11 protein-coding genes are annotated in these 16,727 nt (G+C 50.7%); 7 read left to right on the top strand and 4 right to left on the bottom strand.

Annotated features, from left to right (window positions below):
• Positions 1-295: 295 nt before the first annotated feature.
• Together DA718_RS09670 and DA718_RS09675 are read right to left on the bottom strand one after the other, a co-directional pair.
• Positions 296-994, bottom strand: a complete 699-nt coding sequence (locus DA718_RS09670) for a response regulator transcription factor (protein WP_112213182.1) — start codon at positions 992-994, stop codon at positions 296-298.
• Entirely contained in the window at positions 991-2,961 is a 1,971-nt protein-coding gene (locus DA718_RS09675; protein WP_112213183.1) for a sensor histidine kinase, read from the bottom strand. Before DA718_RS09675 ends, DA718_RS09670 begins: the two co-directional genes overlap by 4 nt.
• An 816-nt stretch (positions 2,962-3,777) precedes the next feature.
• Between DA718_RS09675 and DA718_RS09680 the strand changes: the two genes are divergently transcribed.
• Positions 3,778-5,064, top strand: coding sequence for a citrate synthase (locus tag DA718_RS09680; RefSeq protein ID WP_112213184.1), 1,287 nt, complete (start codon positions 3,778-3,780; stop codon positions 5,062-5,064).
• Between the two features lie 100 nt (positions 5,065-5,164).
• On the opposite strand, the gene yegD is transcribed toward DA718_RS09680, so the two are convergent.
• On the bottom strand, positions 5,165-6,517 hold the full coding sequence (yegD, locus tag DA718_RS09685) for a molecular chaperone (protein ID WP_112213185.1): 1,353 nt from the start codon (positions 6,515-6,517) through the stop codon (positions 5,165-5,167).
• A 136-nt stretch (positions 6,518-6,653) separates the two neighbouring features.
• Between yegD and alkA the strand changes: the two genes are divergently transcribed.
• From alkA to asmA, 4 genes are all read left to right on the top strand, one after another.
• On the top strand, positions 6,654-7,502 hold the full coding sequence (gene alkA, locus DA718_RS09690) for a DNA-3-methyladenine glycosylase 2 (RefSeq protein WP_112213186.1): 849 nt from the start codon (positions 6,654-6,656) through the stop codon (positions 7,500-7,502).
• Positions 7,503-7,616: 114 nt separating this feature from the next.
• Positions 7,617-8,258, top strand: a complete 642-nt coding sequence (gene udk, locus DA718_RS09695) for a uridine kinase (protein ID WP_110275489.1) — start codon at positions 7,617-7,619, stop codon at positions 8,256-8,258.
• Positions 8,259-8,348: 90 nt separating this feature from the next.
• A complete protein-coding gene (gene dcd, locus DA718_RS09700) occupies positions 8,349-8,930 on the top strand; it encodes a dCTP deaminase (protein WP_110275488.1) in 582 nt (193 codons plus the stop codon).
• A 27-nt stretch (positions 8,931-8,957) separates the two neighbouring features.
• Complete coding sequence (gene asmA, locus DA718_RS09705) at positions 8,958-10,805, top strand: outer membrane assembly protein AsmA (RefSeq protein WP_112213187.1); 1,848 nt, start codon at positions 8,958-8,960, stop codon at positions 10,803-10,805.
• 384 nt (positions 10,806-11,189) lie between these two features.
• On the opposite strand, the gene DA718_RS09710 is transcribed toward asmA, so the two are convergent.
• Positions 11,190-12,776, bottom strand: a complete 1,587-nt coding sequence (locus DA718_RS09710; RefSeq protein ID WP_112213188.1) for a TerC family protein — start codon at positions 12,774-12,776, stop codon at positions 11,190-11,192.
• A 963-nt stretch (positions 12,777-13,739) separates the two neighbouring features.
• On the opposite strand from DA718_RS09710, the gene galF reads away from it, so the two are divergent.
• Together galF and DA718_RS09720 are read left to right on the top strand one after the other, a co-directional pair.
• Positions 13,740-14,636, top strand: coding sequence for a UTP--glucose-1-phosphate uridylyltransferase GalF (galF, locus tag DA718_RS09715; RefSeq protein ID WP_167492739.1), 897 nt, complete (start codon positions 13,740-13,742; stop codon positions 14,634-14,636).
• Between the two features lie 462 nt (positions 14,637-15,098).
• On the top strand, positions 15,099-15,728 hold the full coding sequence (locus tag DA718_RS09720; protein ID WP_112213190.1) for a phosphatase PAP2 family protein: 630 nt from the start codon (positions 15,099-15,101) through the stop codon (positions 15,726-15,728).
• The last annotated feature ends 999 nt before the right edge of the window (positions 15,729-16,727 follow it).

The raw sequence follows: 16,727 nt of genomic DNA on the forward strand, positions 1-16,727 counted from the left end.
TTCTTCAAAATCGTACTGGCGATCGTGGGAGCAAAGCGTGCGGCAAACGGCCGGAATTCAGAGGTTGCTGAATTTATCGACAGTCCATTATCTTAATGACGCTTTGACGTGGTTCGCTCACGACACCATGTCAATGTAGGAAAATTCTTAATGTGCTGTCAGTCTCATTTCTCTCATTCCTCTCAAAAACTGAAAAAAAGTTAACAAGAAAAGCCGAATTCATAACGTAATAGTAATGAAACAGTACAGAAAGGACGGACTAAGCCGGCAGGTTGGTGACTGCCGGGAGGAGATATCAGGAAATAAACGCCAGACCTTTGCCAAAAATGGCGCGAATGGGCAGGGTAATGCCGTGCAGGCGGGCTTTGTGCCGTAAACGACTGATGACCACGTCGATTCGGTGCAGCTCCGGTTCGCCTTCATCGGTGAACAGGCAGTCGTGCAGGGCAACTTTGCTACAGACTTCATTACGATTACGCATTAAGACCTCCAGCAGCCGATACTCTTGTTGCGTCAGCGGTAGGGTCAACCCCGAAGGTGCGACAAGCTGCTCAACTTGTAACGTCCAGGGCGACGACGCTGACCGTTCCGCTGATATTGCTTGAGGAGCGTTAACCGGCGGTTTTTGCTGCCGAAGTCGGGAGCCAAGCGCATTAATGCTATCGGCGAGATCGGAAAAGTTTACCGGCTTGATGAGATAGAGGTCGGCACCGGAGTTTAACGCCTGCAGTCGGTCCTGTTCATGCCCTCTGGCGGTAATGACCACCAGCCCGAACTGGCCAATTTCATGCAGATAGTCCAGTACGCTAAATCCGTCTTCCCCCGGCAGGCCGATATCGATGAGCACGATATCGACGGGGTCGCGATGCAGCTGCCGCCAGAATGCTTCGGCACTGCGTACGCCCCAGGCATCAAAGCCGCGATGGCGCAAAAAAGCCAATAGTTCATCCAGTAAATCAGCGCTATCTTCGATAATAGCCACGCGTAATGTCATGATTTGTCCTTCTGCTGTCCATCCAGCGGGAGAGTAAGCGCAAATTCGCATCCGGCAGCGGTATTTTTTGCCAGCCACAGGTCCCCGCCGTGGGCCTGTACGATTTGTCGGGCGACATACAGTCCAAGACCGGTCCCGGCCGGTGTTGTCGTATGCGTTTCGCCGCGGCGATAGCGCTCGAAAATATGTTCGACCTGTTCAGGTGGAATGCCGGGACCGCGATCGCCAATGCGGATTTCAAAATGTTTTTCCTGCTGAAAAATCTCGATTCTTATCTCACCCGATTCTGAATATTTGACCGAGTTATCAAGCAGGTTAGCGATAGCAATACACAGCATCCCGCTATCAATGAACAGCATCGGCGAAGAGGATTCAGGGCCAACATTTTGCCCCTCCAGGGTGACATTTAAATAATGGTTCAGCGACAGATCCACCACCGTGGCGGCCGTATGGATAACCGGCAGCAGTTCGGCATTTTGTTTATCTGCGTGCAGGTCGTAGGAGGAGAGACGGGCATCGGCCAGGCAATTATCGGTTAGCTGTACAAGGCGGGTAGTTGCCCGCTGCATACGATCGAGACGTGAGCCCTGGCTCGCGGATGAGGTGCACAGGCGCAGGTTCTCCAGCGCGGCCTGAATAACCGCCAGCGGCGTTCTGAACTCATGTGCCACCATCCCCATAAACTGGCGCTGGTGAAAACTGGCGTCGCGCTCAATCTGTAGCTCCCGCGCTAACTGCTGTTTCTTCATTAACTTGCGGTTTTCCGCGCGAATGCGCAGCACGGCGATAATCAATACGGTGACGATATGGATAATCAGCGCGTACTGCCAGGTTGAATAAACCATATTATGAAAGGGAATAACGCCATGGATGGAGAGCAAAACCAGTGCGGCGGACACCACGTATACCGGTGGTAGTAGCCCCAACAGTAACGTATTCAGGTCAATCGCTTTACGCCGCCACAGCGTCCAGGACGTTATCAGCAGAATAGGGGCGGCGATGAAGAATATCCCTGCTTCTATCTGCATCGCCAGGCCATAGAAGCCCAACGGGATACTGATTTGCAAGACAATATTTAACCCGATAGCCGCCAGCAGCAGTTTATGCAGCCGCGGCATATTCTTCTTAAGATCAAAAATTTCGCTGTGCATCCACAGGGCAGTGGCGTAGCTCACCAGCGACAAACAGCTGATCATGTAATCCTGCACCGGCAACACCACATCGCCAAAGAGCCATTCAGGATATCCGTGCAGTGCTGCTACCAGCGGATAGTTGAGAGAGAATAAGCAGATCCCCCACAGTAAACGGCGGCGTAGCGCAACGGCGAGCCACAGTGCGATGCCGCTGGCAATCACAGCCAGACCAAAATAAAAGCTCCAGAAGGCCGTGTCGAGAGTCGCAGAGCGCACAAACTCCTGTGGGGAAGAGAGGGTTGCCAACAGAATGAGTGTGCTGCTGCTCTGGAGACGGAATGCTATCTCGTAACCCTCAATGGTGGGGGGCGGCGGTAAAATCAGCACGCTCTCCCGATAGTCGAGATCGTTATCCCGAGCGGGAGCATGATCGCCAAACTCTTTTCGTATCCACGGGCTATCGCTGCCATAAGGACGATAAAATACGCTTAAATGATCAACAAATGACGGGCCCAGCTGCAGCCAGCGTTGTTCACCGGCGAAGTATGCCGCAGGAAGCGTGGTACGCAACCAGAAGGTCTTTGGCGAATAGCCAAACGAGGGGATCAGCGGTGCCGTTTTCAGCGCATCTTCCGGCAGAGAAAGAAAGGCATCTAACGTCATCTTGTCGCTGGCGTCAGCGTACCAGTATACAGGAATATCGATACCCAGTTGACGGACTTCCGCGCGAGCCGGGGCCAACATCTGTAGGACCAAAAATACGCCACTCCATGCCCAGAAATGAAGTCTGTTGCATCGGCAAACAATATCAAAAACTGCGCACACACGATTCAATCACGACCCCTTGCGGTATGGATTAATAAAACCAGTACGATATGAACGGCGATGAAGCCTGCTGCTGGCACAGGCAATCCCCCGGAATCCGGGAAATAAACTCGTAGGGTTGGACGACGCAGCATTCTGCTGTTGTCAAAGATATTATTCCAGCGTTATTTGCATGTCGGGCAACTGGCCAGACCTGCCTTGGGTAAATTCTCATGTCAGGTTAACGTATGGGGATGATGGGATGATATGCAAGCTAAAAACTCCGTCAAAGCATAGGCGTTTTTGATATTAGCCAGTAGGCCATTGGTATAGATATATAAAATTTGCAATAGCTTATTTAATAACAACGGCTACTGATAGTTGGCAGATATTACACTTTAATTAATTTTTTATTTTTTGGTGTGTTGCGGGGGAGCCTGAAAAAGCGCCACCGTCGATCGGTATCAAACGATCGAACCTGCAGTCTCGCACGTAGGCCCGCCTGTCGTCATTGAGGGGGCCAAGGATAGATATTATTGGGTAATGATGTAGATGTAAATGCCGAATGAAATGAGAAACCACGGTTGGCTGTCGAATGTAAAATAAAATTATCCTTTCTGCGTATGGATGCAGGATTTAAGTAATGCGAATGATCGGTTGTTCATTATTTTATTCGATGGGGAGTGTGGCGAAGTTTCACTAAAACGATGAATAATAATGCGCCTTTGTGAATGTTTTGGTTATTCATATCAAAGAATCCTGGGGCGACTCTGGTTATGTTGGCAATTCCGCCTGGGGAAATGGCCAGGCAAATTATTCATTTGTTGTGCAGGGGGACCTTACAGGATGACGACGAAATCGTTAATGCTTTCTTTGGATGAACAACGGTCAATTCCTTTGAGTACGGTCACCGGGACTCTCGGCCACGTTGGCATGGATATACGCCCGTTAGCGCCTTTAGGGATATGCAGTTTTGACCCCGGTTTTAGCAACACTGCAGGCTGTACGTCAGCCATCTCCTGGATTGATACCGAAAATAGCGTTCTACTGCATCGCGGGTACCCGGTGGATCAACTGGCCCGTCAGTGTGACTTCCTTGAGGTCGCTTATATTTTGCTGCGTGGCGATGCGCCAGACGAAGCCAGCTATCAGGTTTTCAACGAAACAATTACCCGCCATAGCCTGGTGCACGAGCAGATTGCTCGCATGTGCAGCAGTTTTCGTCGCGACTCCCATCCGATGGCATTAATGTGTGCTTTGGTAGGGACCCTGGCAGCGTTTTATCACGATGTGCTGGACGTCGAAAATCCGGAACACCGCGCGCTGGCCGCGACGCGTTTACTGTCGAAAATGCCAACCCTGGCGGCGATGAGCTATAAGTTTTCCATTGAACAGCCGGCGCAGTATCCACGTAATGATCTCTCTTATGCGGGGAATTTCCTGCATATGCTGTTTGCGATCCCGGCAGAAAAATATCAACTTAACCCGGTGATTGAGCAGGCAATGAACCAAATTCTGGTGCTGCATGCTGACCACGGCCAGTGTGCATCGACCACGACAGTGCGGGCAGCGGGCTCTTCCGGGGCAAATTTATTCGCCAGCGTTGCCGCGGGGCTTGCGTCCCTGTGGGGGCCAGCACACGGCGGGGCTAACGAAGCCAGCATGCGAATGCTGGAAGAGATTGAGACCGTTGATCAAATCCCCGCCTTCCTGAGTAGAGCAAAACGCGATCCGCAGGCATTCCGTCGCCTGGGCTTTGGTAACTCTCGCTATCGTAATCTTGACCCTAGAGCGGCTATATTGCGTGAGACCTGTCACCGGGTACTGGAAGAGCTGGGCATGTGTGATATGCCATTGCAGGTGGCGATGGCGCTTGAAGAGGTGGCGCTGACCGACCCGTATTTTGTTGAGAATGGCCTGTCGCCAAGCGTCGACTTTTATACAGCCGTGATCCTCAAAGCAATGGGGCTGCCAGCGTCGATGTTTGTGGTGATTACCGCCGTAGGCAGAACGCTCGGTTGGGTGGCGCACTGGAACGAAATGCATGAAGCGCCGTTGAACATTTATCGCCCGCGACAGATTTATACCGGAGAAGGGATGCGGGATTACGTTTCGCGTCGTGAAGGGAAATAACAGAGCGCGATTTTGATATTCTGTTCGTATTGTTGCCGGGCGGCGGCTGACGCTTTGCCCGGCCTACGAAACCCCGATCATCCGGGGAAACAATCAATGATTAACGAAACACCACCTGCGCCCAGCGGGCCAATCCTGCCGTTACTGAGCCAAAATCATCGCCCCCGGCAATTGGAATGCCCGGCAGATGAGCCGTCAGCGCTTTTTTAATCAATGGCGAGCGAGCGCTGCCGCCGGTCAGGTAAATCACATCCGGTTTATCGTTGCTGTTATCCAGCGCCAGCTGCACCTGTTCCATTATGCGGGTTAACGGCTGATCTAAAGCCGCTTCCAGACCCTGCTGGCTGATAGCCGTCGCCAGCTCGTCGCTGATAAACGGTAGCCCGGTCGTGACGCTCGACTGTGCGGAAAGGGCGATCTTGCTCTCTTCCGCGCTGCGAACCAGACGATAGCTCAGACGCTGACGCCAGACTTTCAGCAACAAAGCAACCTTCTCGCTATCGCGGGCGCTGCGCAGTAAGTCGTTCAGCAGACGGCCATTGGCGGTGCTGTAAAAATCAGTCTGTGCGGGAACGTCGTTAATTGCTACCGCATTCCACCACGGCAAAATCGGCAGGGCGATGCCTTTTTCGGTATCTCCGCCCATGCCCAGCAGCGGCATCAGGCATTTAAAGGCGAGCGCGATGTCCAGATCGTTACCGCCGACGCGACAACCGCTGTGCCCGAGCAGACTTTGCTGGCGATCGGCTTTTTCTCGCCATTGCGGCCCCATCAGCAGTAACGAACAGTCAGTGGTACCGCCGCCGATATCGACAACCAGAACGCGTTTTTCCTCGCTGAGTGTTGCTTCGAAGTCCAGCCCTGCCGCAACCGGTTCAAACTGAAATACTACGTCGCGAAAGCCTGCGCGTTTTGCCGCACGTTCCAGAATTCCCTGCGCCTGGGCGTTGGCCTCATCGCCGCCGAGCCCCTGGAAGTTAATCGGTCGCCCAATCACTGCCTGGTCGATGGTTTCCGGCAGTTGCGCTTGTGCCTGCTGCTTAATATGCAGCATCATGGCGCAGACTAAATCTTCAAATAGCGCAACCTGCTGCGGCTTGAGTCCGTTGGCACCGAGGAACGACTTCGGCGATTTCACAAAATAGACTTCTTCCGGATCGTCGACGTATTGATGCAGCGAGGCGAGGCCAAACTGCACGCTATTGCGTAACACATCGATATCTTCATCGCGGTTGTAGTTGATGGCGCGCCGCAGCAGCGCCTGGTTTTCATCACTGCTGGTCGGGACTTCATGATGACGGTAGAGCCATTCGCTGACCGCTTCGCGAGTGGGCGCTGAAAGCATTGATGGCAGCAGTGAACTGCCGTTTTCCAGCGTTAGCAATTGTGGAATATTGTCGCGCATCACCGCGACTGAACAGTTAGCGGTACCGTAGTCAAAACCAATAAACATAGCCTGCAAAATCCCCATGCCAGTGAAGAAGGGGGGCGACTTTAGCGGATTGATGCCATCGCGACAACTGGAATTTAAAAGCAAGGCAAATGCGACGTTCCGCAGCTATGATTGAAGCGCTGAAAAAGGAGAAATAATGACGCTGTTAGCCTGGCACCCTCCCTATGACTGGGAGTGGATGTTTAGTTTTCTTGGCGCTCGTGCGGTGCAGGGGGTTGAGACCTTCGTTGACGGGCGCTATATCCGCAGTTTTGCGCTGGCGGGCCATGCCGGTCTGATTACTGTCACGCCGGACGAAGCGGCACAAGGAATGCAAATCACGCTTTCCCCCGGGCTGGAGCCAGTGGCTGATGAGTGCCTGGCCCGTATTGCGCGACTGTTTGATTTATCCTGCGACCCGCAGCAGGTCGCTTTGACGCTGGGGGAGCTGGCACAGGCGAGGCCGGGTTTACGCCTGCCGGGTTCCCTTGACGCCTTTGAACAAGCGGTACGCGCGGTGCTGGGGCAACTGGTCAGCGTGGCCATGGCGGCGAAACTTGCCGGAAAAGTCGCTGCTGCCTGGGGGAAACCGCTCGCCGATGCGCCGGAGTTTTACCTTTTCCCCACCGCGCACCAGTTGGCACTCGCTGACCCGCAAGCGTTAAAAGCGCTGGGAATGCCGCTTCGGCGTGCAGAAGCCCTGATTCATTTAGCTCAGGCGGCAATTAGCGGCGAGCTGCCTTTAGTTGCGCCAGATAATATAGAAGCCGGAATGAAGCAGTTGCAGACGCTGCCCGGCATTGGCCGCTGGACCGCCAGCTATTTTGCGCTTCGCGGCTGGCAGGCGCAGGATATCTTTCTGCCGGACGACTACCTGATTAAACAGCGCTTCCCTGGAATGACGCCGACGCGTATTGCGCGTTATGCCAGCCGCTGGCAGCCGTGGCGATCGTATGCGTTATTGCACATATGGTATACGCAAGGCTGGTCGCCGGATGAGGAATAGCCGGGCAGGGCGCTTAGCACTAGTATCGCAGGCCTGAAATCCCTATAATTGCCGAGTTTGGCGTTCAACCGCCACCCTTCCTACATTCCCAGGTTAATCAGGTCGCAAAAATTTATGACTGATACGTCTCATCAGTGCGTCATTATAGGCATCGCCGGCGCATCGGCTTCGGGCAAAAGCCTCATCGCCAGCACGCTTTATCGTGAACTACGTGAACAAGTCGGCGATGAGCATATCGGCGTTATTCCGGAAGACAGCTATTACAAGGATCAAAGTCATCTGTCGATGGAAGAGCGTGTAAAAACCAACTATGACCACCCAAGTTCGATGGATCATAGTCTGCTGTTTCAGCATCTACAGATGCTGAGAAGCGGCCAGCCGATTGAGTTACCGGTTTACAGCTATGTCGAGCACACTCGCATGCCGGAAACCATTCATATTGAACCGAAGAAAGTCATCATCCTTGAAGGGATTTTACTGCTGACTGACGTTCGCCTGCGTAATGAACTCAGTTTCTCTATTTTCGTTGATACCCCGCTGGATATCTGCCTGATGCGCCGCATCAAGCGTGATGTGAATGAGCGTGGGCGTTCAATGGATTCGGTGATGGCGCAGTATCAGAAAACCGTTCGCCCGATGTTCCTGCAGTTTATCGACCCTTCCAAGCAGTATGCCGACATTATTGTGCCTCGCGGCGGTAAAAACCGCATCGCCATCGATATTCTGAAGGCCAAAATCAGTCAGTTCTTTGAATAACACGAACGAATTGTGTAACGTGCAAAGAGAAGCCAAATTGCCCTTATCCCCGGAAGGCGTAAGGGCGCGATGCCTTAAAGGAGAACGTTCATGCGTCTGTGCGACCGAGATATAGAAGCCTGGTTGGATGAGGGGCGGTTGGCCATTAATCCACGCCCACCTGTAGAGCGGATTAATGGCGCGACGGTTGATGTCCGCCTGGGGAATAAATTCCGCACATTTCGCGGCCACACCGCAGGTTTTATTGACCTGAGCGGGCCAAAAGCGGAAGTCAGCGCAGCGCTGGATCGCGTGATGAGCGAGGAGATTGTGCTGGCGGAAGGAGAGGCGTTTTTCCTGCATCCTGGAGAGTTGGCGCTGGCAGTAACGTATGAATCCGTGACCTTGCCTGCAGACCTGGTCGGCTGGCTCGACGGGCGTTCTTCGCTAGCGCGTCTTGGATTGATGGTCCACGTCACCGCACACCGTATCGATCCGGGCTGGTCCGGTTGCATCGTGCTCGAGTTCTATAATTCCGGCAAGCTGCCGTTGGCGTTGCGTCCGGGAATGCCTATCGGGGCGCTAAGCTTTGAACCGTTATCTGGCCCGGCTGCGCGGCCTTATAACCGTCGTGAAGATGCCAAATATCGTGACCAGCAGGGTGCGGTGGCGAGTCGAATCGACAAGGACTGATAATTTAAGCGGTTTGCTGAGGAAGCCATGAGACGAATTCTGACGACGCTGATGATCTTGCTGGCGGTGGTTGTCGCCGGTCTTACCGCGCTGGTATTACTGGTCAATCCCAACGATTTTCGCGCCTATATGGTCAAAGAGGTCGCGGATCGTAGCGGCTATCAGCTTGAGCTCGATGGTCCGCTGCGCTGGCACGTCTGGCCGCAGCTCAGTATTCTCTCTGGTCGCATGACGTTGACCGCGCCTGGCGCTGCCGAACCGATCATTCGCGCCGACAACATGCGCCTGGACGTTGCGCTGATGCCGCTGATTTCCCATCAGTTGCAGGTAAAGCAGGTGATGTTGAAAGGTGCAGTCATCCAACTGACCTCCAAAACCGAAGCCGTGCGTAGTCAAAATGCGCCGGTGGTTCCACATGATAATACGCTGCCGCAGGTATCTGAAGATCGCGGCTGGTCGTATGATGTCCGGCAGCTACAGATCGCCGATAGCGTGCTCTTCTTTCAGCATGAAGACGGTGAGCAGGTCACGGTGCGCGATATTCGTCTGCAGATGGAACAGGATGAACATCATCATGCGACGCTCGATTTTTCAGGCCGGGTAAATCGCGATCAGCGAGACCTGGCGCTTTCGCTCTCCGCTCAAGTGCAGGGCGGCGACTATCCTCACTCCCTGAAGGCGGAAATTTCACAATTGAACTGGCAGCTTCGTGGTGCTGAGCTTCCTGCTGCGGGGATCAGTGGTCAGGGCAGCCTGCAGGCAAGCTGGTTCGAAGACGCGAAAAAGCTCAGTTTTGACAAACTAAATTTAAGCGCCAACGGCAGCGCCATTACCGGCAATGCCAGCGTGGTGTTAGGCGAACAACCTGACTGGACGCTGAATCTTCAGGCGAGCACGCTGAACCTGGACAGCTTACTGACTCATACTTCACCTGCCACTGATAACGGAGCTAACCAGCAAGGGCAGAGTCAGACTCGCCAGCTGCGTCCAGTTATCGCCAATAGCGATATTCAGCAAGATTACAATGCTCTGCGCGCTTTTAATGCGCGAATGACCCTGACGGCTGACCAGCTTCAGTGGCGAGGAATGAATTTTACCCAGGTTAAAGGTGATATCAGTAATCAGCAGGGGCTGTTGACGATCAATCAGCTGCAGGGAAATCTGGATGGCGGCAACCTCTCTCTGCCCGGTTTGCTGGACGCCCGTAGCGATACCCCACAGGCTTCGTTTCAGCCGAAACTCGACAATATTGAGATCAGCTCGATTCTGAAAGCCTTTAACTATTCGTTAAATCTCACTGGTAAGCTGACGCTGAGCGGAGACTTTTCCGGCGAAAAAATAGATGCTGATGATTTCCGTCGTAACTGGCAAGGGCAGGCGCAAATCCAGATGACGGATACGCGTACTGAAGGACTCAATTTCCAGCAGCTGGTGCAGCAGGCCGTGGAGCGCAGCACCAATGTGCAGGCGCAGGAAAACTACGATAACGCCACTCGGCTCGATTCTGTCAGCAGTGCGCTGGAGCTGGATAATGGTTTGGTGACGTTAAGGCGAATGCAGGGGCAATCTGAACTGATGGCGCTCACCGGACAAGGTGAGCTTAACCTGCTGAAAGAAGACTGCGATATGCGTTTTAACGTCAGGGTATTGGGTGGCTGGAAAGGCGAGAGCAAGCTCATTGACAGACTCAAACAAACCGCAATTCCGCTACGTATTTATGGTAACTGGCAGACGTTGAGCTATAGCCTGCAGGTGGACCAGATTCTGCGTAAACAGCTGCAAGATGAAGCCAGAAAACGTCTGAATGACTGGGCGGATCGCAATAAAAACTCCCAGGACGGGAAGGATGTGAAGAAGCTGCTTGATAAGCTGTGAGTTTGGCCTGGAAAAGCAGAAGAAGCGTCTCGTACCTGGATTGCTGGCAATAGCTCAGTTGTGAAATCGCCCGGCGGCGCTTCGCTTGCGCGGGCCTACAGGCTAAGAGTGTGCGGGTTTTATTAGCCGGGTAAGGCGCCAGTCGCCACCCGGCGTGAATACGAGTACGGGTTTTGTTGGGCGGTAGGGCGTAAGCCGTCACCTGGCGTGAATACGAGTGCAGGTTTTGTAGCTACCGTCGTGTAAGGCACCAGCCGTCACCCGGCGTTAATACGAGTACGGGTTTTGTAGGTCGGGTAAGGCGTTAGCCGCCACCCGACATAAACATTAGCGCACTTTCTACAACTGATTTACCACCCTTCACCCTGTTCACATATGAAGGCATTACACTTCATAATCCAGTTCATCTTCTTCCGGCGCTGGCGGCACTATCTGTACTTTTTGCACCCGGTGACTTTCAACCTGCAACGTGCGCAGAATATACCCGCCGATTGCCACTTCTTCACCTTCCTGCGGAACATGCTGCAGGTACTCCATCAGCAGACCGGCAACCGTGTGGTATTCCCTTTTCTCATCCAGTGGAAGAGGGAGGTACTGAACTAAATCTTCCAGCGGCATATGACCGTTAACCGTCCAGCTACCATCGCCATTTTTATGAATATCGTGACGCGCATCGGTCTCTTCCACTTCATTAGGCAGATTACCTGCAATGGTTTCCATCACGTCGCTGAGCGTAACAATCCCTTCAACGGAACCAAACTCGTCAACAACAAAGGCAAAGTGGGTCCTGGCATTACGGAACTGTTCCAGAGCAGAAAGCAGCGGCAGCGCCTCCGGAAATACCAGCGGCTGGCGGATAAGAACGTGTAAATCGAGAGGCTCGTTACGCAGCGACTGTTGCAGTAGGTCGATAACGTGCACGACGCCGAGCATATCGTCGTCGTCATTGCCACCGGTGACCACCACGCGCGTATGCTGATTTTTATCGAGTAATGCACGAATCTCATCTTCCGGCGCACTCAGATCGATATGTTCAATATCATGACGTGAGGTCATGATGCTGCTGACTGTGCGTTGGTTAAGATTAAGTACCCGCTCAATCATTCTTCGTTCCTGGGGATTAAAGAGCGGATTGTCATCATGGTCAGCGATGAGCGATGAACCATCACTATCGAGTTCGGCTTTTTCTTTGTGGCCACTTAACAGGCTCATGACCGCCTCAGTTGTTCTCTGACGCAGGGTCAGATTGGCCGAAAGAAAACGGTGACGGTTGAACATCGCCAGCTGGTTAAAGGATTCAATCATTATCGAGAAGCCGATAGCGGCATACAAATAGCCTTTCGGGATCGGGAAACCGAAACCTTCGGCTATCAGGCTAAAGCCAATCATGAGCAAGAAGCTCAGGCAGAGAATAACGATCGTCGGGTGGCTGTTAACAAAGCGGGTTAAAGCTTTACTGGCCATTAGCATCAGACTAATGGCAATAACTACCGCTGCCATCATGACGGCTAAATGATCAACCATTCCGACCGCCGTAACGACGGAGTCGAGGGAAAAGATGGCATCAAGTACCACAATTTGCGCCACCACCCCCCAGAATTTTGCCCCTTTGCGCTGACTGGGATTATCGCTATCTTTCCCTTCCAGCCGTTCATTTAGCTCGATAGTGGCTTTAAAGAGCAGAAATAATCCCCCGAATAGCATGATCAGATCGCGGGCGCTAAAGCTCAGATCGTGCCAGATAATCAGTGGTTTAGTCAGGGTGACCAGCCAGGAGATAGAAGCCAGCAATAGCAAGCGCATCAGCATCGCCAGCAGCAGGCCCGTTACCCGCGCGCGGTCTCTTTGCGCAGGGGGAAGTTTTTCCGCGAGAATTGCGATAAAGACCAGATTATCAATACCGAGAACCAGCTCAATAACCACAAGAGTTATGAGTCCGGCCCAGATCGAGGGGTCGGCAATCCATTCCATAATCAGTTAAAACCTTTACAACCTAAGAGTGCCATGTACCGATCATGGATAAGCCATAGATAAAATGCAATATTTTCAGCCGTAATTTGCCTGATGGTCAAAATTCAGGTCCTTGTCATACCAGAAAACAAAATAGCCAGTTGTCAACGATGTAACCTATTAAGTTCCTGCGTCCAGGATTTTACTTATTCATGGTTGTGCTAATTTTCATCAATGTCGGAGGGCCGTCTGATTTCCGATCAAATTCATGGGCTGAAAATAGTTCAACAGCTCCTGAGGGATAGCCAGCCGCTGATGCAGCGTCCGCGTAGTAACAAAACCCCATCAATAGATTTGATGTATATAACTTCATTTTTCTATAATTTGAATTTTTATACTACTTAATATCGTGGCTTGCCGGAGAAAAATTTTTGCTAGACGATATTATCAGCGTTATATGGAGATAAATGGTAAGGAAATTAGATGAGAAGGGCATTAGCAGAGATGACTGGATAAGTCTGAGGTCTGGCTGAAAGTAGACCATGAAAGAGATGTTGCTGAAATTTAGTCGCTTTTATACCTGAAAATAATTTTATTATCACTATAAGCGATTATTTTGGCTGATTTTCTATTTTTTTCTGGTCACTTGCTCTGTATCAACTCAAGCTGAAAGATAACAGAGTATCAAAAGGGTGTTGATGGCGAAAAGAAGAATGTCACTGCTCTCTCTTACAAATTAAAACAGATAGATAGCTATGATAAGTCATTGTAAATATTAGTAAGTTCGTGTTAATAATCAGACTTAAGAATTTTCTTAAGTCTGTCTGTTGGTCTACACGCTTTACGTGTATTCTTAAACTATTCTTGTAATTTCGGAATTTGACGGACAGTAGAACAGACTGCAACCGTGTATCATCATGGATAATTGCCAGTGATACATACAATCTGACAGGAATCGAGAGATTTATAACCATACGGGTGGAAATGATAATGGTGAGTTTGAAAGCAGTTATACCGGTAGCTGGACTAGGGATGCATATGTTACCCGCCACCAAGGCCATTCCGAAAGAGATGTTGCCGATCGTCGACAAGCCAATGGTGCAGTACATTGTTGACGAAATCGTAGCTGCTGGTATCAAGGAAATTGTGCTGGTCACCCATTCATCTAAGAATGCTGTTGAAAACCATTTTGACACCTCCTACGAGCTGGAAGCTTTGCTAGAGCAACGTGTGAAGCGTCAGCTGCTGGCAGAAGTGCAGGCTATTTGTCCACCGGGCGTAACCATTATGAACGTGCGTCAGGGTCAGCAGCTTGGATTAGGGCACTCTATCCTTTGTGCGCGTCCGTTAATTGGCGATAACCCATTTGTGGTTGTATTGCCGGATATCATTCTTGACGACGCTAGTGCCGATCCGCTGCGCTATAACCTTGCTGCTATGGTCGCTCGCTTTAAGGAAACTGGCCGCAGTCAGGTTCTGGCAAAACGTATGGCAGGCGATCTCGCTGAGTACTCTGTTATCCAGACCAAAGATGCGCTGGAATCAGCAGGACAGGTTGCGCGTATCGTTGAGTTCATCGAAAAACCTGATGAACCGCAAACGCTGGATTCTGATCTGATGGCGGTAGGCCGCTATGTACTTTCTGCTGAGGTGTGGTCTGAACTGGAACGTACCGAGCCAGGTGCCTGGGGTCGTATTCAGTTAACCGATGCCATCGCTGAACTGGCGAAGAAACAATCTGTTGATGCCATGCTGATGACTGGCGAAAGCTACGATTGCGGTAAAAAAATGGGTTATATGCAGGCTTTTGTAAACTACGGGCTGCGTAACCATAAAGAAGGCGCTAAATTCCGCGAGAGCATTAAAAAGCTGTTAGCGTAATTCGTTAACATAGGTTTTTAGGTATATGAAAGTGAACGATCTGCGGCAATATTAAAGACAAGCATCAGAGACTGCAGTCGTTCACTGACTGAGAGTATGGCTGGCTTTGAGCCTGATTGACGTTAAAATACAATGAATTAGGCTGTGCTCTGTTATGTTGTATCATTTGCGGACGCAAATTAGGTTCGGAGACTTCTGGTAGTCAGACAGGATGTATCATGATGCAATGAGTAGGTGAGTGAAATTTAATCTTAGCTAATAATTACTTACTAAGATTTTTCTTAATGAGATGGTCGTTAATAAGATCACAATATAAAAATAAAACTTGACTGAGATCATGTTTGCGCATTAAACAACGGTTATACATGCATAAAAATGTGAAGTTACGAAATGTGCATGTCCACAAAGATATCGTGGGAATGGCGTTCCAGACAGGAGAGATCGTTAAAGGATGAAAGGTAAATGAACTGGCAGGTTGTCACATTTTTTGGCGATAGTACTGTGCTGTTACCCAGTGCGGCCGTGTTGTTTATCGTCCTTTTGCTGCGAAAAGACTCAAAGCAGGTTGCCTGGAATTGGGTGCTGCTGTTCGGTATCACTGGCGTGATTGTGTGCGCATCAAAACTGGCATTTATGGGGTGGGGGATAGGCATTCGCGAGCTGGATTTCACAGGCTTTAGCGGACACACTGCATTATCCACCGCTTTTTGGCCAATTCTCTTATGGCTGCTGTGCGCACGTGCAGCACCAGTGATTCGTCGTATTTCTGTTCTGTTAGGCTATGCATTGGCCGGGCTAGTAGGTTACTCGCGATTGGTGATTCACGCGCATTCAACTTCGGAAGTCATTGCCGGTTTACTGCTGGGGGCCGCGGGAAGTGCTCTGTTCTTATTGATGCAGTCGCGTGGTGAAAGCGCTCATGTAGCACAACTCTCATGGGGAGGGTTGGCGAGCGTTGTTATCATCCCGCTGATGCTATTAAATACCGGCGCTAAAGCGCCAACTCAGTCTCTGCTGGGCGAGATAGCGGTGAAGCTGGGACCACTGGAAAAACCGTTTACCAGAGCCGATCTACATAAGCGTTTTTACTGAATGTACTGATGGTGAGGATCATATTTGGGAAAAGCTGGCACCTAGCATGTTCACATATTACGCAATATGGAAGATCCGAGCGAAAATGTACGAGCTTGTCGATATTTCATATTCATGAAATAAATAAGTGATAGCGCATTGTGTACGGTATTTGTCACAATGATAAACTGCCAGGATGTATCCTAAATAGTATTTTTAACTTAACATCGAATTTATTAATGATAACAACAATCTGGCATAACTCTTTTAACTATTAATTTTTGTAGTTGACTAGCTATAATTAATTTGAAAGTAAATCAGCATGGTTAGTGTGGTGAAAAGTCAGAAAAATCATGCTGTTGAGATTGGATCTACAGCATGTGTCTATCGTACTTATAATCGCTCGTTGATAAATAATAATGTTATTGCACGGCTTGTGCGTGCTATCAACCGAGCGGCTAATAATTCGAGATTAGGCTCCCAATTGTGAGCAGAATCTCGTAAACTTGTGCCGCGAAATTGATTGCTTTGATGGATTAATCACCAATTTTTCGAAAATAGTGATTAAATTAAGAATGGAAGAAGTACAGTGCATTGGTAGCTGTTAAGCCAAGGGCGGTAGCGTACCTGCGAGCTGGCGTTTTCTGTCAACCACATCCCATTTCATGCGACCGAAATTCCTAAAGTTGGTTCCCCACAGGTGATTATCCTCACAACCTGTATATACTAGCGAGTTTGTCAGCAAACTAGCGTTTGCCCACTTTGGGTGAATGATAGAAAACCGCGGGTATGATGCGCGATGGAATGGCCTTCAATAACAATTTCGCATACATTGTGTACTGCAGGTTGCTGTAAAGTTGAAAGCTGGCGATGGCCAGGGATACAACCAGGACTACACTTTCGCGTGGCCAGTCCAGAACCTGTAGGACAATCATACTTAAGGTTGGCGTCAGAGGGCGCTGCATCTAACAGTGTTCCCCATGTCGCGCCAGCTTGCGGAAACGGGGCTTAAAATGGATC

This window comes from Klebsiella huaxiensis (assembly GCF_003261575.2).
GTDB classification, from domain to species: domain Bacteria; phylum Pseudomonadota; class Gammaproteobacteria; order Enterobacterales; family Enterobacteriaceae; genus Klebsiella; species Klebsiella huaxiensis.

Bases quoted from the DNA above. Each gene is read 5' to 3' on its own strand.
- DA718_RS09670 (WP_112213182.1), bottom strand. From the start codon at position 994: ATGACATTACGCGTGGCTATTATCGAAGATAGCGCTGATTTACTGGAT.
- DA718_RS09680 (WP_112213184.1), top strand. From the start codon at position 3,778: ATGACGACGAAATCGTTAATGCTTTCTTTGGATGAACAACGGTCAATT.
- yegD (WP_112213185.1), bottom strand. From the start codon at position 6,517: ATGTTTATTGGTTTTGACTACGGTACCGCTAACTGTTCAGTCGCGGTG.
- alkA (WP_112213186.1), top strand. From the start codon at position 6,654: ATGACGCTGTTAGCCTGGCACCCTCCCTATGACTGGGAGTGGATGTTT.
- udk (WP_110275489.1), top strand. From the start codon at position 7,617: ATGACTGATACGTCTCATCAGTGCGTCATTATAGGCATCGCCGGCGCA.
- dcd (WP_110275488.1), top strand. From the start codon at position 8,349: ATGCGTCTGTGCGACCGAGATATAGAAGCCTGGTTGGATGAGGGGCGG.
- asmA (WP_112213187.1), top strand. From the start codon at position 8,958: ATGAGACGAATTCTGACGACGCTGATGATCTTGCTGGCGGTGGTTGTC.
- DA718_RS09710 (WP_112213188.1), bottom strand. From the start codon at position 12,776: ATGGAATGGATTGCCGACCCCTCGATCTGGGCCGGACTCATAACTCTT.
- galF (WP_167492739.1), top strand. From the start codon at position 13,740: ATGATAATGGTGAGTTTGAAAGCAGTTATACCGGTAGCTGGACTAGGG.
- DA718_RS09720 (WP_112213190.1), top strand. From the start codon at position 15,099: ATGAACTGGCAGGTTGTCACATTTTTTGGCGATAGTACTGTGCTGTTA.